This is a genomic window from Trinickia sp. EG282A, assembly GCF_040965455.1.
GTDB lineage: Bacteria > Pseudomonadota > Gammaproteobacteria > Burkholderiales > Burkholderiaceae > Trinickia > Trinickia symbiotica.
Genome location: NZ_JBFRCC010000001.1, coordinates 977,247 through 998,188, shown reverse-complemented (window position 1 = coordinate 998,188; position 20,942 = coordinate 977,247). Strand labels below are relative to the sequence as shown.

Below are 20,942 nucleotides of genomic sequence, written 5' to 3'. Positions count from 1 at the left end.
TTCCGCGAATGGGATGGCGGCTCGTCCAGTCGGCATATTCGATTCCGGCCTCGGCGGACTTTCCGTGCTGCGCGCCGTACGGGCGCAACTGACCGACGAAGCGCTCGTCTACGTTGCCGATTCGCGCTATGCGCCCTACGGCGAGCGCGACCATGCATTCATCGTCGAGCGCACCCTCGCCATCGGCGAGTGGCTGATTTCGCAAGGCGCCAAGGCGCTCGTCGTCGCGTGCAACACGGCAACGGCGGAATCGATCGCGCTCGCGCGCGAAAGACTGACCATCCCGGTGATCGGCGTCGAGCCCGGCATCAAGCCCGCTGCCATTCAATCGAAAACGCGTGTTGCGGGCGTGCTCGCCACTCAGGTCACACTGCGAAGTGAGCGCTTTCGCGCGTTGATGGAGCGCCACGGCGCGGACTGCCGGTTCCTCTGCCAGCCTGGCCACGGTCTCGTCGAAGCCATCGAGCGTTGCGACGTGGACTCCGAGCAGGTCCGTGCGCTGCTCGCGAGCTACATCGAACCGATGCTTGCCGAGGGCGCCGACACGCTCGTGCTCGGCTGCACGCACTATCCATTTTTCGATGCCGTGATTCGCGACATCGTAGACGACCGCGTCATGCTGATCGATACGAGCGTCGCGATTGCACGGCAACTCGAGCGTGTACTGGGCGCAAACGGCTTGCGCGCCGCCGGCACGACTTCCGTCCCGCCGCCGCGACTTTGCTCGACGAACGACGGCGCGCATCTGCTTCAGCTTGCGTCACGACTGCTCGGGCTCGGCGGCCCGGTCGAACGAGTCGACATTGCGCCGCGCGCTACGCCGGCGCAAGAGCCTCGGGCCGCCTGATCCGGCTTCGTTTCCGGGAGGCTTGCTTGCCTCCCCGGCTCTGGGCGCCCCCGCCGAATAAAGGGCCGCATCCATCGACTATCACTACTACAAAAATTTCGCTAAGGGCTTGCCAAGCGAACGGATCGAAATGATAATAGTTCGCATTAACGTTAGCTATCGCGTTAGCCATGATCGTCTGTGTTTGCAAGTCCGTTTCCGACCGGAAGATTCGCGCCTCCATTGCCGAGGGTGTCGATACGTTCGACGAGCTCCAATTCGAGCTCGGCGTGGCCACCTGCTGCGGCAAGTGTGAGGAGTCGGTGCGCGACGTCATGGCCCAGTGCGGGGTCTGCGAATCTCGCTGCGGCGTCGAACGGCCCGATACGGTTCAGCCGGTCCACTTGACGTTTTACGAGCGCAAGGCAGCCTGAAGCATCCGCCCGCTCTTCCTGTTATTCCTTTCGTCGGCGCCAGTCACGCAAGCAGCCAGCAGCCGCTCGTTTTCCTCGAGGAGGTCGAGATGGAACTGCTCATCGGTTTTGTGACGACGCTATGTATCTCGGTGCTGATTTTTCGCGCGTGAAACGGGAGGTTTTCCTTGGCCCGGCAGGCGCTGGCGACCGAGGTCCGCGCTAATATGCCACCATCGCTCAACGCTCCGTCCGCCATGACGCCGGCCACGCTCCCTCCGGTACGCATCCGCATTGCGTCGACTGTCGCGGTCGTTGCGCTCGCCCACATCGCGCTGATCGCTGCGATCATGCAAATGACACAGCGGCAAGCGCCGCCGCTCTCACTCGAATCGAAAGTCATCACGGCACAGTTGCTGAGTCAGGAACCCGCGCCCGTTGCGGCGTCCCCCGCGCCGCCCGCGCTACGTTCAGCGCCTGAGCCGATCCCCCACCCGGTCGTCAAGAAAAAGGTCGAGCCGCACGTCGCACCGCTCCGACCGTTACCCGCGCCCAAACCCGCACCGGCCACACCCAAAGCCGTTACCTCGCCCGAACCGGCGCCAACGGTAGCGCCTACGCACGAATCGGCCACCAGCCAACCGGCGAAGGCCCCCGAGCAACCCGCCGCGCAATCGCCCGCGGCGGGGCCCGCCAGCAATCGGGAAACCCTCGCCATCGCCGCCCCGAAGGCAGTTCCGCACATCGACTGCCGGGTCGTGAAGCCCGACTACCCCGCGCTATCCCGCCGCCGCGGTGAAACCGGCACGGCCGACGTGCGTTTCGTCGTCGGGGCGACTGGAACGATCGAGAGCGTCGAGCTCGCCAAGAGCAGCGGTTATCCGCGTCTCGACGATGCCGCGCTCGCCGCGATGCGCGCAAGTTCGTGCCGCCCCTACGTCGAAAACGGCACGCCGATACGCGTGACTTACACCCAGCCGTTCGGGTTCGCACTCGACGATTAACCGTCACCAGCAACAAAAAAGAGGAATCGAATGCAGAGCTATAGTCTGGCCCACGTCTGGGCTCAGGGCGATTTCGTCACGCGCGCGATCGCGATCGTCTTGCTGACGATGTCGCTCGTTTCCTGGAGCGTCATGGCCGTCAAGGGATGGAACGTCATCCGGCTCCGGCGCCTCTCTAGGAACGCGGAACGCGAATTCTGGCATTCCGACGATTTCGCAAGCGGTCTCGACAAGCTCGGCGAGACGCAGCGATCCGCCAATGACAATCCGTACCTGGCACTGGTGCTTGCGGGGCAGGAAGCCGCCGACCACCACAAGCGCACGCGGCCCCACCTGCATGACCAGCTCGACATCTCAGATTGGATTTCGCGCTGTCTCAAAGACACGATGGAAAATCGCGTCGCGCATCTTCAAGGCGGGCTCGGCGCGCTCGCGTCGATCGGCTCGACGGCGCCGTTCATCGGGCTGTTCGGCACAGTCTGGGGTATCCATCGCGCGCTCTTGTCCATCGGCGCGAGCGGAGCGGCCTCGATCGATCAGATCGCGGGGCCGATCGGCGAGGCGCTCGTGATGACGGCGTTCGGCCTTGTGGTCGCGATCCCGGCCGTGCTCGGCTATAACGCGCTGACACGCTTGAACAAGGTCCTCGTCGGCAGCTTGCGGCGATTCGCGCATGGCTTGCACGCGTACTTCGTGACAGGTGCGCGCCTTGCCTCCACGGGCACCGGCGGCCTACGGCTTGCCGCGCGCGCGAACTGAAGTCGGGGACGAACGATGGCTATACAGCAGTTCGACGACGAAGACGATGGACTCATGAACGAGATCAACATGACGCCGTTCATCGACGTCATGCTGGTACTCGTGATCGTGTTGCTGGTCGCGGTGCCGGCCATTCACCGTGCGATCAAAATCGATCTGCCGCAAACGGGCGGCAGCAAGCTCGTCGAAACGCCGAAACAAGTCGACGTCTCGGTGCGCGCCGACGGATCGCTCTTCTGGGGCGACGAGCGCATCGACGACACGACGCTGCGTACGAGATTCGAGCGAGCCGCGCAAGCGAACCCGCAGCCGGAATTACGGCTGGCTGCCGATCGAAAGGTACCCTACGAACGGGTCGCCGACGTCATGTCGGCCGCGCAAGCGGGCGGCCTGACCAAAATTGGCTTCGTGACGTTTCCGCGTCCGCAAGCGCAGCGTTGAGCCGGCCGTCGCGGCAGACGAGTTCGCCGGGGCGTGGGCGTGGGCCTGGGCCTGCGCTTGGCCAATGCGAGCGTTACACAGCCACATAGTAAAAGGCCCCCATCGAAAGATGAGGGCCTTTTTTCATGCGCACACCGCGCCTTCGGGCGGCGGGCTCATCCGCCATCGGGGTAGCGTGAGCACCGCATGCGGCAGCCGTGGTTGACCACGGACAGCGCAGCCACCCTATCAGGCTTGCTATAAGAGCAGCCGTCGGAGTTCGCACCGGACACGCCGATCCGAACGAGTTTTCAATATAGGCCCGCACGCGTGACCGTTCAAGCGAAGGCCCATAGAAACTATCGATTGCCGGCCGCACTTAAATGACAGCAGCGATCTCGCGCCAACGAGAACGCGCCCGCCTCCACCGATATCACGTTGCCGCGGTGGAGGCCTGAATCGCTCGAATTTGATCGAGCGTCGGACACTCGCGCGACAGCGCACTCTGCTCGCCTCGATCGAGCACTTCGACGAGAAAATCGACGAATGCCCGCACGGCCGGCACCATCCCCTGGCGCGAGATGAAGGCCGCATAGAGCTTCGGCGATGGCAGCGTCCAGCCCGGCATGACGGGCGACATCCGCCCCGCGCGCATCGCCGCGCCGTACATCATCTCGGGCAACGCCGCTATGCCGACACCTGCGAGCACGGCCTCGCGAATCGTCGCCAGGTCGTCGGTGATGACACGCGGCTCGTGCTCGTGGACATAACGTTTGCCGTCCGGGCCAATGAGATTGAAAACATGGCGGCCGTCCGCGCTCGGCGTATCGAGCGTCTCGAACTTGGCAAGATCGCCGGGCACGAGCGGCGGCGCGTTCTGACTCAGCAAAGTGGGCGAAGCCACGAGCATCTGATTCGTATGCCAAAGCGGCCTGGCGACGATATTCGCGCTGTCCGGCGGATCGGAGCGTACCCGCAGTGCGACATCGACCGGATCCTCATAAAGATCGACGACGCGATTCGTCACACGGATCGTCACGCGGATTTCGGGATAACGAAGCAGGAACTCGGGCAGCGTCTCTGACAGCAGTATCTGCGAAAGCGTGACCGGCACGCTCACGCGGACCGTGCCGCGCGGCGACGAGCGCAGCTCTTGCACGGCATTCATCGCCGCCTGCGCCTCGGAGAGCATTGCCTGACAGTGCCGGTAGAACAATTGGCCTGCTTCGGTGAGCGCGAGCTTTCGCGTCGAACGCTGCAGCAAGCGCACGCCGACAGACGCTTCCAGCTCGGCCACACGCCGCGACAGCCGCGACTTCGAGATGCCGAGCATGCGCTCGGCCGCGGAAAAGCCGCCGTGTTCGACGACCTGCGCGAAATACATCAGGTCGTTCAGATTGTGCGAATCGAACTGCATGTCATCGTTCCATCCGTGAGACAAACCATTGCTCCAGGCATGGCTGGAAGCGGGAGAGCCTGTCCATATAATAGGTTTCAGATTGAACGGCCCCACGCCGCTGCGCTCGCTGTCCGAAAGGGGCGGCGAAGTTCGCCTTGGGGCCACCCGCGTATCGATTCAAGCATCATCGCACCGCCCAAGGAACTTCCGCCATGACGAGCATCCGCAGCATTAAATTTTCGCTCCCCGCCGTTCGTACGACCGAGGGCGGCGGCTTTATCGTCCATCGGCCGTTCCCCACCCGCATGTTAATGGACTTCGATCCCTTTCTGCTGCTCGACGAAATGGGACCGGTGGACTATGCGCCGGGCGAGGCCAAAGGCGCCCCCGATCACCCGCATCGCGGCTTCGAAACCGTCACCTACATGCTCGAGGGCAGCTTCGCGCACAAGGATTCGGCCGGCCACTCGGGCGTGCTGCGCGCAGGCGACGTGCAATGGATGACGGCCGGTGCCGGCGTCGTCCATAGCGAGATGCCCGATCCCGTGTTCGCCCGCGAGGGAGGGCGTGTTCACGGCCTCCAGCTCTGGGTCAACTTGCCGCGTCGCGACAAAATGATCGCCCCGCGCTACCAGGAGATCGGCTCGGCACAGATCCCCACGGCGTCGGCAAGTGATGGAAAAGTGCGCGTGAAGGTCATCGCCGGAGAAGCGCTCGGCGTGAAAGCCCGGATCGAGACGCGCACCCCGATTCTCTATCAGCACTTCACGCTCGAACCGGGCGCGGCGATCGTCCATCCCGTGCCGCGCGAGTTTCGGGTGTTCGCCTATCCGCTCGCCGGCGCCGGTCTTTATGGCGAGCGCGGGCAAGCCGTGGAGCCGCAGCACATGATCGCATTCGACGATGACGGCGACGCAATCCGGCTGGCGGCCGGCGAAGAGCCGCTCGATGTGCTTCTAATCGGCGGTGTACCGCTCAACGAACCGGTCGTCAGACACGGGCCTTTCGTCATGAATAGCGAAGACGAGATCCGTCAGGCCATCGTCGACTATCAGTCCGGGCGCATGGGCGTCATCGCGCATTGAGACTGCCCGGCCCCAGGCTCGTTCTTCGAAGCCCGCGCTCGAGTCCGCGGGCACCAGGCTCGTCGCAATGACGCGCGAACGCGACGGAATTGCGTCAAAATAATCGCTCATGCCAGCGGCCCCGCCTACGTTCGACTTTTGGCGCGGCCGGCCGGCATCGCGCCATCGAGGCGCCCTCGGACTGGAGCCCATGCATGAGCGAACGCATCGTCAACGCAACGATTGGTACAACGAACTATCGAGTCGACTTCAACGACGGCACGCATCTCTGGCATGCCGATGAGCCAACCTCGCTCGGGGGCGGCGATCTCGGGCCGACTCCCGTGTCCTTGTTATTGTCCGGTCTCGGCGCATGTACTTCGATCACGTTGAAAATGTACGCGCAGCGAAAACGCTGGCCGCTCGAGGACGTTCACGTCACGCTGTCGCTGGAATCGGGCGACGACGGCACGAAGATCAGCCGGACGATCGTCCTGCACGGCGCATTGTCCGACGAGCAACGGGAGCGTCTCTTGCAAATCGCCAACGCATGTCCCGTTCACAAGATTCTGACGGGCCCGATCAATATCGAGACGGGACTCGCGGCCGTGCCGCCCGCGGCGACGAACGCGGCCTGAACGCACATGCGCTGAAACGCCTCCAGACAACAAAACTTGGCGTGGAGCCGGCGCCCGAAGGCGCCCCGAAGATAGTCCCGTTGGGGATAGTCCCGTTGGGGGAATCCCCATAGGGACGCTTTCTTGAGAGGAAGGGTCTTCCATTGAATTTCGAACACCTGATTCAGATCAACGATCCGCTCAACCCGCTCGTCGAGACACTGACGCGCGAACAGCTTTGGGAAGGGCTGGTGCTCCGCGCCGAACAACCGCAACTGTTCGTGCTCGGGCTCGACAGCTGCACGATTCTTTCGCGAACGGATCACACACTCGAGCGCGAACTGCATTATGGCCATGCCACCGTGCGCGACCACGTCACCCTGACGCCGAACGAAAGCGTGCGCTATGACATCCGCGCGACGGAGGCGCACGTCGGCGGCTCGCTCACGATGACGATCGAGCAGCCCGACGAAGTGCAGCTCTTCCTTCGCTTCCAGTACGAGACGACGCTTCCCACTCCCGATACGGAAGACGCGAGACAAACGAGCGAGATCGTGAAGTCGGCCTATCGCGAGTCCGATATCGATACGGTGCGGCTCATCCGCCAATACGCCGTGCAGAACCCCAAGGAGCCGGGGGCGCTACATTGAGGGCCCGCGCGGCCTTCGATGCACGGTTCTTCCCTATCGGCGGCGCGTGTCGATGAAAATATTCTTTCAATCGATAATGATTCGCATTTATACTTCATCCATTGAATGCAACCGCGCGATGCGCGACTGAGAGAACGCACGGTATGACCGAGTTCGCCCGCCCTTCCACTTTGACGCTGCGAGCCTCCACTCACGGCACGCCGCGGAATCGCCGCGTGGACGCCCGCGATTCCGCGCGCGAGATGCGCACGGCGCAACCGCCTCGTAGCGTCAGCACAAGCACGAGTGTGGGTCTGAGCGAACAGCGCGTCTTGTGTAGTGACTCGCTGTTGCAGGGACGCACTCATGTGCTGATCACGCACAACGGCGAGACTTATCAGTTGCGAGCAACGCGCCTGGGCAAGCTCATCCTGACGAAGTAGCGCTCTATCGAGTTATTGTGGGGACCACCTCCGTGAGAGGTGTTGGGCAGTAGCCAGCAGAGACGACGTAGCACGCGAGTCTAGACCCCTTCGTGCAAGCCTTTCAGCAACCGTCGAAGCCAGCCATGCCGCTTTTTTGATGCCGCTCCCTGCTTCGCAGTGAAGATCCGGGCCGTGCAGCCTTTGATGCCGTCAGACGCTTGGCTATCGTTCGGCAAGACCCTTAATGGCCAGACTCGGCCGCCCAATCGCAGACGGGCCCTCGCCGTCATCCAATCCGTCCGGGCCTCCTCAGTGCGAGAAGCCCCAGAACATCAGCCACCACGCACTGTCGGCAATGGCAAGCGCCGCAACGAAAGGCACCATCGCACCAAAGCGAGCTAGCCAGCGTGGTCGATAGCTGCAGGCAATGCGCCAGCCGAGCCACGCACTCCATGAATTGGCGACGGCCAGCACGGCAATCCGTACGACGGGCACCCAGTCGAGCGCGAGATGCTCGGCGCGCAAAAGCGAAACCGTTGTCGCGGACAAACCGAGAAAGACACCGGCTCCCGCAACCGGAATGAGCGCCTGCGTCAAATGATGGAGGCGCTGGCGATCCCAAGACCCCAGCGCACGCGCCGCCAGCGCGATCAACGCGAGCAGCGCCGTGCCGTAGACGACGGCCGTCGCGAGGATATAGCCAACGACGAGTGTCCCATCGAGCCATGAGAAAACATCGTTCTGGTCGGGATAGTGCGTCAGGACGAACCACGGCGCGTTCGTCGCAAGCGGCCACGTCACATCGTGATCGATCAGCCACATGGCAAGAAATTGCTTCAACTGCACGAACCAGGGGCTCACCGTCCAGTGAAACGCGCCAATCGCGACGCCGAGCAACCCATAGAGCACCAACGCGGTATCCCACGCGTTGCCTGCCTGCCTGCCGAGTTCGACGACTTCATGCGAAGGCGAACGCCAACTGAGCGCGATGGCCTCACGGTGTCCGCTGCAGCGGCCGCACATGTGGCACGACGCGGCGCCCTTCATATTGCGCAGCGGAACCAGCGGCGCGCAGTTGATCGGGATCACGCGGTGACCTTGCTCGCCTTGCTTGTACGAGCGCCGCCATGCGTCCTCGTCAACCTTGTAGTGGAAAGGCGCAAGCCGCGCGAGCAACGAAAAGACGCCATTGACCGGGCATAGATAGCGGCACCAGACACGCTTTTCGCGCCCATAGAGCAAACCGATGACGATCGCGGCAAACGTCGAGCCACCCAACACCAACAAAACCGCGAGCGGATATTGGTAGACGCTGACCATCTGGCCGTAGATGGTCGTCAATCCGAAGGCCACGAACGGCCAACCGCCCCAGCGCATCCAGCGCGGGATGGCTCGGCCCCGGCCGTGCCGGCTCGCAAACTCGGCAAGCGCACCCTCGGGACACAGCACGCCGCACCAGACACGGCCGAGCAGAACCATCGAAAGCAGGACGAACGGCCACCAGATGCCCCAGAACACGAACTGGGCAGCGAGCGTGAGATTGCTCCACAGGTGCGCCGTGTCGTCGGGCAGCGGCAGGCAGGCCGGGACGACGATCAAAAATGCGTAGACCGCGACGACCAGCCATTGCACCGCGCGAATGGCCGCGGCGTTGCGCTGCATCCAGTCGCCGACATGCGCGAGCCGCCCCGCGCTCGCCGAAACGCCGATCCGTGCGCTCATACCGCTCGGCTCGCCGCGGCCGCCGGCACACGGCTCGCGCGGCGCACGAGCCAGCCGACGAACAACCAGTAGAGCAAATACGCGACGAGGTTCGTCAGCGACGGATGCGCTCGGTAACCTGTCAGCGCGGCGACGAGCGAGCCTACTGTGCTCGAGTCGTCGAGCAGCGCCGAAGTGTTCCACACTTGCGTGATCCCGAGCGGCAGGATCTCCTTATCGATCAATTTGTCGACACCGGTCTGGAGCAAACCGGCCGCCAGCAACAACAGCATGATCTCGGTCACGCGGAAAAATTGGCGCCACGAAAAGATGCGCCCGCCAAGCTGCAGCAGATAGAAAGTAAACAGCGCGAGCCCGAAGCCGAGCACGATCGCAATGACGTCGGTACCTTTGACAGCGCCTGACTGCCCGAATCCGAGGCCGTAGAGGAAGATGACGGTCTCGCTGCCTTCCCGCGCAATGGCGAGCGCCACCAGAACGGCGATGCCCCAGCCGTTACCGTCGCGCGTATGCGCTTGCAGCGAACGCTCCATATCGCGTTTGAGCGTCCGCCCATGACGTTTCATCCAGAGCACCATCTGGACGATCAGCACGCACGCGATGAGGACCATGCCCGTCTGGAAATAATCGGCCGCATCGCCCGACAGGAACTCGCTGAAGCCGACGAGCGCCGCGCCCAAAGCCACGGCCGCGAGCAATCCCGCGCCCACGCCGGCCCACAAGTAAGGCAGACCGCGACGCGCCGAATCGTCGCCGTGGCTCAACCATGCATAGAGAATACCGACTACGAGCAGCGCCTCGACGCTTTCCCGCCATACCACGAACAGTACCTGGCCCATCCATCCTCTCCCGCGTGCGGCCGTCCCCCGATCGGGCGACCGCGCGCAACTGCTACTTCGCGACGATCACGCCTTGCGCCGTCTGATGAAAATCATCGAAGAACTTGTATTGCCCCGGATCGAGCGGCGCAATGACGACGAACGAATCGGCGCCCGGCGCAAGCACCTTCTCTTTGCGCAGCTCGACGCTTTCGAACTCCACCGCGCCCTTGCCCGCGTTGCGAATCTCGATCTTGATGCGTTTGCCGGCCGGCACTTCGATTCGCGCCGGATTCAGCTTGCCGTCGGCCATTTCGAGCTTGAACGTGGGGAGATCCTCGGCATGCGCCGCGGTGCCGACGCTCGCCATGGCAATGACCACCGCCGACGCGAACCCTGCAATCTTGCGATGCGCGCTCATGCATGCCTCCCGGCCGCGATCGCGACGGTCATGAAGAATGGCCTCATCGCTCAGTACCCGCCCTTTTTGCCGATGCCCGCGAACGGAAAGTCGTATTCGAGCGTGATCGGCTTGAACCACGGACCCACGCCGGTTTCTTTGTCGACGTGGCGACCAAATGCCATATGGCCCGTTTGCATCGGCGGGTTCACGACGACCTTGAGGTGGTACTTGCCCGGCCCGGCGAGCTTGACGTTGTCACCGTAGTGGGGGCCGTCGTCCGCCACCATCGGCATCAGATCGCCCTTCGCCGAATAGTTCGAGCCCGGCTTCGTCAATTCGTAAGTCACTTGCAGGTACGGCATCCAGTCGCCTTCCGCGAAGCCCGTCGGATTGCCCTTCACCGCATGGATATCGGCCTCGAGATGAATATCCGAATCGGACGCCTTGCGCATCATGCCCTCGGGATCCATCGTGATCGGCTGCAAATAGACGGCACCGATCTCCATGCCGCCCGCGATCTGTTGCTTGCCGATCGGATATTCGGCGGCCGACGCCGCCACGGAGGCCATCGCGACGGCCGCCACGAGGCCGCCGCGAATCCAGGAAGTACGCTGCATCGAAACTCCTACGAAAGGGACAAAGGCGGAGCACCCGCTCCGCCGCGAAACGCGTTCTCGACGATCGTTGCCGCACTGGAACACGAACACGAACGCAAATGCGAACGATTATCAATTGAGTGGAAGTCTAACACCGAACTGCTCGTCATACCAAATAGACACGCGGGGAGCGGGGAATTGGCGTTGTATCGGCGGTACTCAGCCGTTGCCGACGATCGAATCGCCGACGTTCGCGCCAAACGCGCGTTCTCGCAGCGCGGCGAGCTGATCGCGCGCCTGAGCGGCCTTTTCGAATTCGAGATTCTTGGCAAAGTCCATCATCTGCTTCTCGAGCCGCTTGATTTCCTTGGCGAGCTGCTTTTCCGACATGTCTTCGAATTTGGCCCGCTGCTGCATCTCCTTCAGCTCGGCGCGCGCATCGTCGGCGTTGTAGACGCCGTCGATGATGTCCTTGATCCGCTTCACGACGCCGCGCGGCGTAATGCCCATCCGCTCGTTGTGAGCGATTTGCTTCGCCCGGCGCCGCTCGGTTTCGTCGATCGCGCGGCGCATCGAATCGGTGATCTGGTCGGCGTAAAGAATCGCGCGGCCGTTGACGTTGCGCGCGGCCCGGCCGATCGTCTGGATCAGCGACCGTTCCGCCCGAAGGAAGCCTTCCTTGTCCGCGTCGAGGATGGCCACGAGCGACACTTCCGGAATGTCGAGCCCCTCGCGCAACAGGTTGATCCCGACCAGCACGTCGAACGTGCCGAGCCGCAGGTCGCGGATGATCTCGACGCGCTCGACGGTGTCGATGTCGCTATGCAGATAGCGGACCTTGACGCCATGATCGGCAAGAAACTCCGTGAGCTGCTCGGCCATGCGCTTGGTGAGCACGGTGACGAGCACGCGCTCGTTCGCGGCGACGCGCGCGTTGATTTCCGACAGAACGTCGTCCACCTGCGTGCGCGCCGGACGCACCTCGACTTCAGGGTCGACGAGCCCCGTCGGCCGCACGACTTGCTCGACGACCTGCCCCGATGTCTTGCGCTCGTAATCGGCGGGCGTCGCCGTCACGAAGATGCCCTGCCGCATCTTGCGCTCGAATTCGTGGAACTTGAGCGGCCGGTTGTCGAGCGCCGACGGCAGCCGAAATCCGTAGTCGACGAGATTTTGCTTGCGTGCGCGGTCGCCGTTGTACATGCCGTTGAGCTGGCCGATCAGCACGTGCGACTCGTCGAGGAACATCACCGCGTCGGGCGGCAGGTAATCGACGAGCGTCGGAGGCGGCTCACCCGGCGCCGCACCGGAGAAATGCCGCGTGTAGTTCTCGATGCCCTTGCAAAAGCCGAGCTCCTGCAGCATCTCGAGGTCGAAGCGGGTACGCTGCTCGAGGCGTTGCGCCTCGACGAGCCTGCCCTCGCGATGGAAGAACTCGAGCCGCTCGCGCAGTTCAGCCTTGATCGTCTCGACCGCGCGCATGACCGTCTCTCGCGGCGTCACGTAGTGCGACGAGGGATAGACGGTGAAGCGCGGAATCTTCTGGCGCACGCGGCCCGTCAGCGGATCGAACAGATGCAGCGAATCGACCTCGTCATCGAAAAGCTCGATGCGCAGCGCCATTTCGGCGTGCTCGGCCGGGAAGACGTCGATCGTGTCGCCGCGCACGCGGAATGCGCCGCGCTGGAAATCGGCCTCGTTGCGTGAGTACTGCATCGCGATCAGCCGCGCGATCACCTCGCGCTGCCCGATCTTGTCGCCCGTGCGCAGCGTGAGGATCATCTGGTGATATTCGCTCGGGTTGCCGATACCGTATATCGCCGAGACGGTCGCGACGATGACGACGTCGCGCCGCTCCATCAGGCTCTTCGTCGCCGAAAGCCGCATCTGTTCGATGTGCTCGTTGATCGACGAATCCTTTTCGATGAAGAGGTCCCGCTGCGGCACGTAAGCTTCGGGCTGGTAGTAGTCGTAGTAGGAGACGAAATACTCCACCGCGTTGCGCGGGAAGAACTCGCGGAATTCCGAGTAGAGCTGCGCGGCGAGCGTCTTGTTCGGTGCGAACACGATCGCCGGGCGCCCAAGGCGCGCGATCGCGTTGGCCATCGTGAAAGTCTTGCCCGAGCCCGTTACGCCAAGCAGCGTCTGGAACGAGAGACCGTCTTCGACGCCTTCGACAATCAGCTTGATCGCCTCGGGCTGATCCCCGGCCGGCGGGTAAGGCTGGTAAAGGTGGAACGGGGAGCCGTCGAATTCGACGAACTTCGATTCGTCGAGGTCATCGGCGGCGTGGGACGTGTGCTCGGACATGAGGAAAAAGGGCATCCTTCGCCGAAGAAAAACGCTATTTTAACGGTTTGCGCCTTCGCGAGCAGACCCGCCGCCGCGACGATCCCAACCTTCCGGCTTCCGCGGCAATTGCGATTTCTGGCCCGGATTCACGCCAAAATTCGCTACAATCCCGGTTTCTGTCATAGCGTTTCGCCGCGGGCCGGCCGCCCATTGCCGAACGGACGCCATCCGCCGCCGGTTTCGGGCCCGATGCGAGAGCAGCCCTCTTTCCTTACTACGCCGAACGTACATCATGTCCCTTTTCTCCGCAGTCGAACTCGCGCCCCGCGACCCGATCCTCGGCCTCAACGAAGCATTCAACGCCGACTCGCGCCCGACGAAAGTCAATCTCGGCGTCGGCGTGTACTTCAACGAGGGAGGCAAGATCCCGTTGCTGCGCGCGGTGCGTGAGGCGGAACAGGCTCGCGTCGCGGCTGAGCAGCCGCGCGGCTACCTGCCAATCGAAGGCATCGCGGCCTACAACACCGCCGCGCAAACGCTGTTGCTCGGCCAGTCTTCGCCGCTCATCGCGGAGGGACGCGTGGTGACGGCCGAGGCGCTCGGTGGCACGGGGGCGCTCAAGATCGGCGCCGACTTCCTCAAACGCCTGAAGCCGGCCGCGAAGGTCGCCATCAGCGACCCGAGCTGGGAAAATCACCGCGCCCTCTTCGAAGGTGCGGGCTTCGAAGTCGTCTCGTACCCCTATTACGACGGCGCGACGCATGGCGTCAATTTCGCCGCGATGCTCGATGCGCTGAACGGCTATCCCGCAGGCACGATCGTCGTGCTGCACGCTTGCTGCCACAACCCGACGGGCGTCGATCTCGGCGAGGCGCAATGGAAGCGGATCGTCGAAGTGGTGAAGGCGCGCGGGCTCGTGCCGTTCCTCGACATCGCGTACCAGGGCTTCGGCGACAGCATCGAGACTGACGCGCTCGCGGTACGGCTTTTCGCCGCGGCGGAAGTGAATACGTTCGTGGCGTCGTCGTTCTCGAAGTCGTTCTCGCTCTACGGCGAACGCGTGGGCGCGCTTTCGATCATCACCGATACGAAGGAAGAAGCAGCGCGCGTGCTCTCGCAACTGAAGCGCGTCATTCGCACGAACTACTCGAACCCGCCGACGCACGGCGCCTCGATTGTCGCCAGCATCCTCAACACGCCGGCTTTGCGGGCAACGTGGGAACAGGAGCTGGCGGAGATGCGCGACCGCATTCGCGCGATGCGCAATGGTCTCGTCGAGCGCCTGAAAGCGGCAGGCGTCGACCGCGACTTCGGCTTCGTCAATGCGCAGCGCGGGATGTTCTCATACTCGGGATTGACGGCCGCTCAGGTGGATCGTCTGCGCGAAGAGTTCGGCATCTATGCGGTCAGCACGGGCCGCATCTGCGTTGCCGCCCTCAACACGCGCAATATCGACGTCGTCGCGAACGCGATCGCGCACGTGATCAAATAACGGGCGACCGCCCGGCACGCTGCGCGGCCTGGGCCGAAACGCTCGCCCGGCTCGGCTGACACTGTGGCCAAACGCATGAACGGCGCCCTCGCGGCGCCGTTCTCCTTCTCGCGTTTTCCTACTCGCGCTCGACGTCGCCGAGAGCAAATCTCAGCGCAGATCCCGGTGGATGTCGTGCGTCACGAACCCGGCGTCGTTCTGGGGCATTTCCAGCCATCCGGGTTGAGCGAGACTCAAGCGAATGTCTTGCAGGCCGCTCTTCCAATGCAGATGCATCGTGGACAGCCCGAACTGATAGTCCTTGTAATTGCCCTCGAATTCCTTGTCGCGATAAACGAGCTGAAACACGTTGTAGCGGCGCGAGGTTGCTAGCTCGTCGGCCAGCTTGCACCAGGGATCGTCGCGATGTTCCGGCGCCACGCGCGTCAGCAACTCGCGCAACACATGGCGAAAGCGCTGCGAATGTTGGAGCATGTCCGTGACGAGCCTCGTGCGGCTCGAATACTGAATGTCCTTCACTCGGCCCTGTACGTCAGTGACGTTGTTCGGCACAGGGCCGCGCGCGCTCCAAAGGTCCACCTGAAACGCGAGCGTATCGCGGCGCGGCGTAGTTTGGACGACTTCCCAAAGCGGCGTGTTCGACATCAGTCCGCCGTCCCAATAGTATTCACCGTCGACGTTCGTGGCGGCGAACCCCGGCGGTAATGAAGCCGATGCGATGAAATGCTCGGGCCGAAGCTTCGTGTGCGTATTGTGGAAGTAGGCAAAGTTGCCGGTGCCGACGTTGACGGCCGCCACCGAGACGCGCATTTCGCCCGAATTGATTCGATCGAAGTCGCACAGGCGTTCGAGCGTCGCTTTCAACGGCGTGGTGTCGTACCAGCTCGCTCGATCGGGCGTGGTGACCGAGAACGGCAATGGCGGCGGCACGCGCGGCACGAAAAAGCCTTTCTGCCCGTCGAGAAGTGCGCTCACGGCCTGCATGGCCGTAAATGCCGTGCGCACGGTTTCGTTGGACTCGAAGAAGGCGTTCTCGACAGCCGGCGGCAACGGCAAACCGTAAGCGGGCTGACAGATCGTCTCCCAGAACTCGTGCAACTTCGCCACTCGATCGTCGGGCGCGTTGCCCGCGATGATGGCCGTATTGAGCGCCCCGATCGAAATGCCGGCGATCCAGTTGGGCAACACGCCTGCTTCGTGAAGCCCTTCATAGACACCGGCTTGATAGGCGCCGAGCGCGCCGCCGCCTTGCAGCACCAGCGCGATCGTTTCATACGGTGGCAAAACGATAGCGGGTTGACGAACCGCCTCGTCACCCTCCCAGCTATCCGGCCGCGCACGCGCGGCCTCGGGCGCCGACGATGCTCCAGCGCCGATTGGTCTCCCATTGCGCTCCGCCATCGCCGGCTCTCCTTATTGCATGTACCAACCGTGGCTGACGATGAACGACTGCCCCGTCAACGCCGCACTCGGGAACGTGGAAAGGAACAGCACCGTCTGCGCGACATCCTCCACCGTCGTGAAAACACCGTCTACCGTCTGGCCGAGCATGACGCGCTTGACGACCTCTTCCTCGCTGATGCCCAGCTCCTTGGCCTGTTCGGGGATCTGTTTGTCCACGAGCGGCGTGCGCACGAAGCCAGGGCATACCACGTGCGAGCGAACGTTGTGGGCGGCGCCCTCTTTCGCCAGCACGCGAGCGAGGCCGAGCAGCGCGTGCTTCGCCGCGACGTAGGCCGATTTCAGCGGCGAGGCTTCGTGCGAGTGGACCGAACCCATGTAAATGACGACGCCGCCGCGATTATCGCGATACATGTGCTTGAGCGCGGCCTTCGTGGTCAGAAACGCGCCATCGACGTGGATGGCCTGCATCTTCTTCCAATCGGAGAACGAGTAGTTTTCGATCGGATTGACGATCTGGATGCCAGCGTTCGAAACGAGGATGTCGACCGAGCCGAACTGCTCGGCGACCTGATCGATGCCTGTCGTGACGGCCTCTTCGTTCGTCACGTCCATCGCCACGCCAATGGCCTTGCCGCCGGCCTTGACGATTTCATCGGCGACCGCCTGCGCGCCGGCGAGGTTCAGGTCCGCGATCGCCACGGCGGCGCCCTGCCGGGCAAGCGTCAACGCAATTTCCTTGCCGATGCCGCTGGCCGCGCCGGTCACGACCGCCGCCTTCCCGTTCAAGCTGGTATTCAACGAGGACATTTGGGATCTCCATCGAGGTGGACACAATGACACCACGGCGTGCGAGACGCGGCAACGTTGCCGAACGGCATAGGTCGTTCGGCATGCTCCCACGCCGCGGCGGACTTCGCTATTGTGCACGAACGACCTTACGCGCGGCGTGAAGCCGTGCCGCAACTCACCGTTTCACGAGGAGATCCAATCGATGAGCTATCGAGACGACCAGCACGCACGGCACCACGCGAACCGGCGAGCAAAGCGGTACTCGCGATCGTTCGCGTACAATACGCGCCATTCGAGCAGCCCCGATGACGCGCGCCCGACAGGGGCCGCGCGCGAAGGCCTGGCTCGTCGGGCCCGCCGTCGCCGCGCTGGCTCGCCCCCGCCTGACCGCTACGCCACCAAGCGCTGACCTTTACCGCAGCTTTCCCCATGCTCAGCTACCGCCATGCCTTTCATGCCGGCAATCATGCCGATGTCCTCAAGCACGCGGTCGTCGTGCAGCTTCTGCGCTACCTCGGGCAGAAGGACAAGCCGTACTGGTATGTCGACACGCACGCGGGCGCGGGCGTGTATTCGCTGACGGAGGGCTATGCCGCGAAAACGTCCGAGTATGAAACGGGTATCGCGAGACTATGGGCGCGCGCGGACCTGCCGGCGCCCGTCGCCGACTATGTAGACCAAGTGAGCGCGCTCAACGCGGACGGGCAATTGCGCTTTTACCCCGGATCGCCCTTTCTGGCCTGGCGGCTTTTGCGGACGCAAGATCGAATGCGGCTCTTCGAGCTGCATACGACCGAAATCGATATCTTGCGCCACAACTTTCGCGACGCCGGCCGTCGAGCGATGCTTTACGCGGGGGACGGTTTCGACGGGATCAAGGCGATGTTGCCGCCGCCTCCGCGCCGGGCGCTGGTGCTAGTCGACCCATCGTACGAAGACAAGCGCGACTACGCGCGCACGCTCACGTGCATCGAGGAAAGCCTCAAGCGCTTCGCCACAGGGACCTATGCGATCTGGTATCCGCAAGTGGTCCGTGCCGAATCGGAGCGGTTTCCCGAGCAGTTGAAGCGTCTCCAAGCGACCGATTGGCTGCATGTGACGTTGACGGTCAGCCGCCCACCGTCGGACGGTTATGGCCTTTACGGCAGCGGCATGTTCATCCTGAACCCGCCTTATACGCTCGCCGCGACGATGAAGGAGATGCTTCCCTATCTTGCCCGCGTGTTGGGGCAGGACGACGCAGCCCTATTCAAGATCGAGTCGCGCTTGACGTGATCGTGATTGCTATTGCGTCGGCACCGAGCCCGCGCGAATCCGGTGCCGGCCTCGCGGCGCGGAGGCATCCGGGGACACGTCGATATAGGGAGAGACGACGATCGGAGGCTGCCCTTGCGGCGCGAGTTCGGTTGCTACCGGCAGCGACTGCGCGGGCACCATCGGTTCACTGACGAGCGGCGCGTTCTGGAGGACGATGCCGCTTTGCCCATCATGGATGCCGGTTTTGCTGTCGAGCACGAGGGGCTGACGGTCGGATGCGGCGAAAGCGGGATGCGACGGCGCGGCCGCGAGGAGCCACGCCGACGAAAGAAGGAATGCGAATTGGCGTTGCCTGAAGACCGAGCGCATGGACTGCCATCCGTGAGATACGCCCGCCGACGCGAGCAATGCGCTCACCTTAGCGCGACTGCGCCATTGACGCCAGTAACGTAAGACAGTTGCGCCCAGCGCCGAGGCGTTCAGTGCGTGTAGCCGCTGCTCTCGAGAGCGCGCAGGCGACGCTCGAGATCGAAGACATCGGACGACGACGCCAGGTATTCTTCGCGGCGGCTACGCTCGGCGGATTCAAACCAGTTGCTGAGTTTTTCGAGGATGTAGGCAAACATGATGTTCTCCGAAGGCCAGGATCGCCCTGGCGGTACAGCCTAGGGTTTTCCCTAGAGGGTTAACCCGATTATAACCGTGCCCCGGAAACTTGCCAGTGAAATGATCGAATACTGGGCATTCCTGTTCGGAATGGTGCGCCGGACCTCCAAAAACGCAATGAATGCACCGTTAATGTGCAATCAACGAGCTATCCGGGCCGCTGGAAGGGAATGGTGGCTTCCGTGATCGAGACTTGGCGTCGACAACCCGTCGAGAATGGGACAGTCTGGTCGCTCGTCTCCGTGGCAGTGATTGGCAAGCTGCGCGAGTACGTCGCGCATTTCCGTGAGCTCGGCGATGCGCAGTTCCAATTCCGCGATGTGCTCGAGTGCGATCGCTTTCACTTCGGCACTGGCGCGCGAGCGATCCTGCCAAAGCGCGAGCAGCTTGCGGATATCGTCCACGAGAAAGCCAAGGCGGCGCGCCTGCCGAATGAAGCGCAGCGTGTGGACTTCGGTAGGACCATAGATGCGGTAGCCTGCTTCGGTGCGTGCCTTCGGCGCAAGCAAGCCGACGCTTTCGTAATAGCGGATCATTTTTGCCGTCACGCCCGAGGCGCGGGCCGCTTCACCAATGTTCATCGCGAGTGCTCCCAATAACAAGAAACATCCTAGACCTTCCAACCATGGGAAGGTATACCATGCGAGCCGTCGGTGTAGGGGCCGGTGTCGATGCCAATGCGCGGAAAGACGGACTCCGGCCTTCGCGCCACTTGCTAGATAGAACTGCTCACTCGAAAGGACCCCTCAAATGATCGAATTCCAAGTCGAAGGCATGAGTTGCCAGCACTGCGTCGCGGCCGTCACTAAAGCCGTACGCGCGCTCGACGCTGATGCGCGCGTGCAGATCGAGCTCGAAAACGGGCTCGTCCGCATCGAATCGAAGGAGGCCGCGGACCGCCTCGGCGCCGCGATCGGCGAGGCCGGCTACACGGTCAAGGGCGCGACGCCCCGCGCACCCGGCGGCGCTTGATGAAGCGGCTCGCCCGCATTGCCGTCATCGGCGCGTCCGGCCTCGTGGGTCGGGCCGTCGTCCGTGAATTGGGCACGCGTGCCGACTGGAACGTGATCGGCACCGCGCACCGCCGCGCCGATCATCGTACCGTGGCGCTCGACATTCGCGACGCAGCCGCGATCGAGGCATTTGTCGCGCAGCACGCTCCCGATGCAATCGTCATTGCAGCGGCCGAGCGCCGCCCTGACGTTTGCGAGCGCGACCCACAACGCGCGCGCGCGTTGAACGTGGAAGCCGTCCGGACCATCGCGACAGCCGGAAAACGGCGCGGCGCCTGGGTCTTGTCCCTTTCCACGGATTACGTGTTCGACGGAACGAAGCCCCCCTATCGTACCGACGACCCTCCCTGCCCTATCAATGCGTACGGCCGAAGCAAGCTCGAAGGTGAGCGAGCGCTGCGGCAGGCGACGGATCTTGGCTGCGTACTGCGATTGCCGCTCCTGTTCGGGCACATCGTCGAATGGCAGGAATCCGCCGTGACGAGCCTCGCGCCGGCAGTCGTCGCGTCGGCCGCCCCCGACGCGCCAGCGGCCGTGATGGATGACTGGGCGACGCGCTACCCGACGTTCACGGGCGACGTTGCGTACGTCATCCGGCAAATGCTCGAGCGTTGCGAGCAAGGCGAACCGATCTGTGGCATTGCGCATTGGTCGGGGGCCGAACCGATGACCAAGTTCGAAATCGCGAAGCGGATCGCGCGTGCACTCGGCGTCGCTGCGCGCATCGAGCCGCAGCCGGCGAGTGCCGACGCCACGCCAAGGCCGCGTGACTGTCAGCTCGACGCGAGCCGCCTTGAGGCGCTCGGGATCGGTCGGCGCACTCCTTTCGACGAGGCACTGCGAAGTGTGCTCGACGCCTTTCCACTCGATCAGCGCTGAGCGGCGAAAAAAACCCTTTTCTTAGAATGGAATAATCGAAGCCCGTACGGGGGCG

At 63.3% G+C, this 20,942-nt stretch carries 24 protein-coding genes; 13 read left to right on the top strand and 11 right to left on the bottom strand.

All coding sequences use genetic code 11. The annotated features are described in order from the left end of the window. Positions 1 to 13: 13 nt before the first annotated feature. The 5 genes from murI to AB4Y31_RS04580 all read left to right on the top strand — a co-directional run bounded on the left by murI (position 14) and on the right by AB4Y31_RS04580 (position 3,443). Positions 14 to 847, top strand: coding sequence for a glutamate racemase (gene murI, locus AB4Y31_RS04600; RefSeq protein ID WP_368673447.1), 834 nt, complete (start codon positions 14 to 16; stop codon positions 845 to 847). A gap of 170 nt (positions 848 to 1,017) precedes the next feature. Next, a complete protein-coding gene (locus AB4Y31_RS04595) occupies positions 1,018 to 1,260 on the top strand; it encodes a bacterioferritin-associated ferredoxin (RefSeq protein ID WP_368672890.1) in 243 nt (80 codons plus the stop codon). A 206-nt stretch (positions 1,261 to 1,466) separates the two neighbouring features. Next, entirely contained in the window at positions 1,467 to 2,243 is a 777-nt protein-coding gene (locus AB4Y31_RS04590; protein ID WP_368672889.1) for an energy transducer TonB, read from the top strand. A 30-nt stretch (positions 2,244 to 2,273) separates the two neighbouring features. Next, on the top strand, positions 2,274 to 3,002 hold the full coding sequence (locus AB4Y31_RS04585) for a MotA/TolQ/ExbB proton channel family protein (protein WP_368672888.1): 729 nt from the start codon (positions 2,274 to 2,276) through the stop codon (positions 3,000 to 3,002). Between the two features lie 15 nt (positions 3,003 to 3,017). Next, entirely contained in the window at positions 3,018 to 3,443 is a 426-nt protein-coding gene (locus tag AB4Y31_RS04580) for a biopolymer transporter ExbD (protein ID WP_018440620.1), read from the top strand. Positions 3,444 to 3,855: 412 nt separating this feature from the next. On the opposite strand, the gene AB4Y31_RS04575 is transcribed toward AB4Y31_RS04580, so the two are convergent. Beyond that, entirely contained in the window at positions 3,856 to 4,839 is a 984-nt protein-coding gene (locus tag AB4Y31_RS04575) for a LysR family transcriptional regulator (RefSeq protein WP_018440621.1), read from the bottom strand. Positions 4,840 to 5,033: 194 nt separating this feature from the next. Here AB4Y31_RS04575 and AB4Y31_RS04570 point away from each other — a divergent pair, with 194 nt between their 5' ends. The 4 genes from AB4Y31_RS04570 to hemP all read left to right on the top strand — a co-directional run bounded on the left by AB4Y31_RS04570 (position 5,034) and on the right by hemP (position 7,574). After that, complete coding sequence (locus AB4Y31_RS04570; RefSeq protein WP_368672887.1) at positions 5,034 to 5,906, top strand: pirin family protein; 873 nt, start codon at positions 5,034 to 5,036, stop codon at positions 5,904 to 5,906. Positions 5,907 to 6,100: 194 nt separating this feature from the next. Beyond that, positions 6,101 to 6,523, top strand: a complete 423-nt coding sequence (locus AB4Y31_RS04565; protein WP_368672886.1) for an OsmC family protein — start codon at positions 6,101 to 6,103, stop codon at positions 6,521 to 6,523. Between the two features lie 143 nt (positions 6,524 to 6,666). Next, on the top strand, positions 6,667 to 7,152 hold the full coding sequence (locus tag AB4Y31_RS04560; RefSeq protein WP_368672885.1) for an SRPBCC family protein: 486 nt from the start codon (positions 6,667 to 6,669) through the stop codon (positions 7,150 to 7,152). Positions 7,153 to 7,295: 143 nt separating this feature from the next. Then, positions 7,296 to 7,574 (top strand): hemin uptake protein HemP, encoded by a 279-nt coding sequence (gene hemP, locus AB4Y31_RS04555; RefSeq protein WP_368672884.1) that lies wholly within the window; start codon positions 7,296 to 7,298, stop codon positions 7,572 to 7,574. A 291-nt stretch (positions 7,575 to 7,865) separates the two neighbouring features. On the opposite strand, the gene AB4Y31_RS04550 is transcribed toward hemP, so the two are convergent. The 5 genes from AB4Y31_RS04550 to uvrB form a co-directional block, all read right to left on the bottom strand. After that, a complete protein-coding gene (locus AB4Y31_RS04550) occupies positions 7,866 to 9,278 on the bottom strand; it encodes a 4Fe-4S binding protein (protein WP_368672883.1) in 1,413 nt (470 codons plus the stop codon). Continuing rightward, positions 9,275 to 10,117, bottom strand: coding sequence for an FTR1 family protein (locus AB4Y31_RS04545; protein WP_368672882.1), 843 nt, complete (start codon positions 10,115 to 10,117; stop codon positions 9,275 to 9,277). The genes AB4Y31_RS04550 and AB4Y31_RS04545 overlap by 4 nt, the downstream gene beginning before the upstream one ends. Before the next feature lie 52 nt (positions 10,118 to 10,169). Continuing rightward, on the bottom strand, positions 10,170 to 10,517 hold the full coding sequence (locus tag AB4Y31_RS04540) for a cupredoxin domain-containing protein (RefSeq protein ID WP_368672881.1): 348 nt from the start codon (positions 10,515 to 10,517) through the stop codon (positions 10,170 to 10,172). Positions 10,518 to 10,567: 50 nt separating this feature from the next. Further along, positions 10,568 to 11,116 (bottom strand): iron transporter, encoded by a 549-nt coding sequence (locus AB4Y31_RS04535; protein ID WP_018440629.1) that lies wholly within the window; start codon positions 11,114 to 11,116, stop codon positions 10,568 to 10,570. A gap of 198 nt (positions 11,117 to 11,314) precedes the next feature. Beyond that, positions 11,315 to 13,405 carry an excinuclease ABC subunit UvrB gene (gene uvrB / locus AB4Y31_RS04530; protein ID WP_368672880.1) on the bottom strand — a complete coding sequence of 697 codons (2,091 nt, stop codon included), beginning with the start codon at positions 13,403 to 13,405 and terminating at the stop codon, positions 11,315 to 11,317. Between the two features lie 274 nt (positions 13,406 to 13,679). Here uvrB and AB4Y31_RS04525 point away from each other — a divergent pair, with 274 nt between their 5' ends. Beyond that, positions 13,680 to 14,879: an amino acid aminotransferase gene (locus AB4Y31_RS04525; RefSeq protein WP_368672879.1), complete on the top strand. Its 1,200-nt coding sequence runs from the start codon at positions 13,680 to 13,682 to the stop codon at positions 14,877 to 14,879. A gap of 150 nt (positions 14,880 to 15,029) precedes the next feature. On the opposite strand, the gene AB4Y31_RS04520 is transcribed toward AB4Y31_RS04525, so the two are convergent. Then, complete coding sequence (locus AB4Y31_RS04520) at positions 15,030 to 16,280, bottom strand: DUF3734 domain-containing protein (protein WP_368672878.1); 1,251 nt, start codon at positions 16,278 to 16,280, stop codon at positions 15,030 to 15,032. Positions 16,281 to 16,292: 12 nt separating this feature from the next. Further along, complete coding sequence (locus AB4Y31_RS04515) at positions 16,293 to 17,090, bottom strand: 3-hydroxybutyrate dehydrogenase (RefSeq protein ID WP_368672877.1); 798 nt, start codon at positions 17,088 to 17,090, stop codon at positions 16,293 to 16,295. A gap of 411 nt (positions 17,091 to 17,501) precedes the next feature. On the opposite strand from AB4Y31_RS04515, the gene AB4Y31_RS04510 reads away from it, so the two are divergent. Continuing rightward, entirely contained in the window at positions 17,502 to 18,347 is an 846-nt protein-coding gene (locus AB4Y31_RS04510) for a 23S rRNA (adenine(2030)-N(6))-methyltransferase RlmJ (protein ID WP_368672876.1), read from the top strand. Between the two features lie 9 nt (positions 18,348 to 18,356). Here the strand turns inward: AB4Y31_RS04510 and AB4Y31_RS04505 are convergent, their stop codons facing one another. The 3 genes from AB4Y31_RS04505 to cueR all read right to left on the bottom strand — a co-directional run bounded on the left by AB4Y31_RS04505 (position 18,357) and on the right by cueR (position 19,576). Next, positions 18,357 to 18,698 carry a hypothetical protein gene (locus tag AB4Y31_RS04505; protein WP_368672875.1) on the bottom strand — a complete coding sequence of 114 codons (342 nt, stop codon included), beginning with the start codon at positions 18,696 to 18,698 and terminating at the stop codon, positions 18,357 to 18,359. Between the two features lie 110 nt (positions 18,699 to 18,808). Next, the gene (locus tag AB4Y31_RS04500) at positions 18,809 to 18,955 is read right to left on the bottom strand and encodes a DUF3563 family protein (protein ID WP_018440636.1); all 147 of its coding nucleotides are present in this window, start codon (positions 18,953 to 18,955) and stop codon (positions 18,809 to 18,811) included. Positions 18,956 to 19,135: 180 nt separating this feature from the next. Further along, positions 19,136 to 19,576, bottom strand: coding sequence for a Cu(I)-responsive transcriptional regulator (gene cueR, locus AB4Y31_RS04495; RefSeq protein WP_368672874.1), 441 nt, complete (start codon positions 19,574 to 19,576; stop codon positions 19,136 to 19,138). Between the two features lie 169 nt (positions 19,577 to 19,745). On the opposite strand from cueR, the gene AB4Y31_RS04490 reads away from it, so the two are divergent. Both AB4Y31_RS04490 and AB4Y31_RS04485 read left to right on the top strand, forming a co-directional pair. After that, complete coding sequence (locus AB4Y31_RS04490; RefSeq protein WP_368672873.1) at positions 19,746 to 19,967, top strand: heavy-metal-associated domain-containing protein; 222 nt, start codon at positions 19,746 to 19,748, stop codon at positions 19,965 to 19,967. Beyond that, positions 19,967 to 20,887 (top strand): dTDP-4-dehydrorhamnose reductase family protein, encoded by a 921-nt coding sequence (locus AB4Y31_RS04485; protein WP_368672872.1) that lies wholly within the window; start codon positions 19,967 to 19,969, stop codon positions 20,885 to 20,887. Before AB4Y31_RS04490 ends, AB4Y31_RS04485 begins: the two co-directional genes overlap by 1 nt. Positions 20,888 to 20,942 lie beyond the last annotated feature (55 nt).